This window comes from Cellulosimicrobium sp. 22598, assembly GCF_052044445.1.
Lineage (GTDB): Bacteria > Actinomycetota > Actinomycetes > Actinomycetales > Cellulomonadaceae > Cellulosimicrobium > Cellulosimicrobium cellulans_G.
This window is the reverse complement of sequence record NZ_JBQEMZ010000043.1, coordinates 1-1,398: the sequence shown is the minus strand read 5'-3', so window position 1 is coordinate 1,398 and position 1,398 is coordinate 1. Positions and strand designations below refer to the sequence as shown.

The 1,398-nt window shown below is 70.5% G+C and carries 1 protein-coding gene; it reads right to left on the bottom strand.

All coding sequences use genetic code 11. From position 1 onward, the window contains the following. Window positions 1–23 precede the first annotated feature (23 nt). Complete coding sequence (locus ACTJIY_RS20790) at window positions 24–1,091, bottom strand: IS110 family transposase (protein ID WP_440675397.1); 1,068 nt, start codon at window positions 1,089–1,091, stop codon at window positions 24–26. Between the last annotated feature and the right edge of the window lie 307 nt (window positions 1,092–1,398).

Below are 1,398 nucleotides of genomic sequence, written 5' to 3'. Positions count from 1 at the left end.
GACCACGGATCCTTCTATGTTCGTCAAGCTGGGGTGGTGGCGGGTTCGGTGGTGTTGAGGGTCCTGTAGATCTGGCGGGCGAGATAGCGCTTGAGGCAGCGTCGGATCTCTCGGGTGGTGCGTCCTTGGGCTCGTCGTCGTTCGATGTAGGCGCGGGTTTCGGGGTCGTGGGTCATGCGGGTCAGGACGGCGATGTGCAGGGCTTTGTTCAGGCGGCGGTCGCCGCCGCGGTTGAGTCGGTGACGGACGGTGTTGCCCGAGGACGCGGGGATGGGGTTCACCCCGGCCAGGGCGGCGAAGGCTGCTTCGGAGCGGACCCGGCCGGGGTGGGACCAGGCGGTCAGGGCGATCGCGGCGGTGACGGGGCCGATGCCGATCTTGGTCAGCAGCGGTGCGGCCTGGCTGGCTTGGACGAGCTCGGTCAAGCGGGCCTGGTTGGCGGCGATCTGTTCGTCGAGCTCGTTCACGCGCTTGGCCAGGCGGACGGCTTCGGTGCGTGCGGTCGCGGTGGCGAGGTCTTCCTCGCGCGGGCGCCAGCGCGCGACTGCGGCGATCTGGGTGCGGGTCAGTGGCTTGCGGGCGTCGGGGCCGAGGTCGACCACGCGGGCCAGGGCGGTCAGTGCGTTGATGGTGGCGGTGCGTTCGCCTGTCATGTGGTCGCGGGCGGTGACCAGGACGCGTAGGGCGGCTCGGATGCCGTCGCCCCGGCGCGGACGGCGCAGCTGGTCGGTATCCAGCGCCAGGACGGCGGCACCGATGCGGGCAGCGTCCAACGGGTCGGACTTGCCGATCCCGTGGTGGGCGCGCGCGTCCATCCGCGCGGCCTCGACGACCTCGTAGCCCGCCCGTTCGACGGCGCCGGTCAGGCCCGCACCATAGGACGCGACGCCCTCGATCACCCACAACACGGCGAGATCACCACCGGTGCGGCGCGCGACCCACGCGATCGCCCGGGCCAGGCCCGCGCTCGTGGTCGAGAACTCTCGGGTATCGATAACCTCACCAGTGCCGGTCAGGATCGCTAGGACGTGGTTGCGGGCATGGGTGTCCACACCCACGACGAACGGGTGCGCATGCGCGACGATGGTCATGGCGGCTCGGGTCCTTCCTACTCCAGGGACGACGGTCCGGCCGCTGGCGGCCGGCGCCGGCCTGGGTAGGAGTCACTTCGGGACAACACTGTGACGAGTCACGCCCCACCGGGGCGGACACCCTTCTGATCAGGACACCGAGGTGGGCCAGAACAGCGCCGGCCGCCCACCCCAGCCGGACAGATCCGTAGCAGGGCACCCCCAACAGGGCCGGCTCTACCTCGAGTCACGACCACGGCGAGCAGCCGACGCCATCCTCACCAGCCGATCCCAGACCAGCCACCGCAAGACTCACAGCTCTACCTCG

What these genes read in the sequence shown, in the direction of transcription:
- ACTJIY_RS20790 (WP_440675397.1), bottom strand. Translation starts at nt 1,091, where the DNA reads ATGACCATCGTCGCGCATGCGCACCCGTTCGTCGTGGGTGTGGACACC.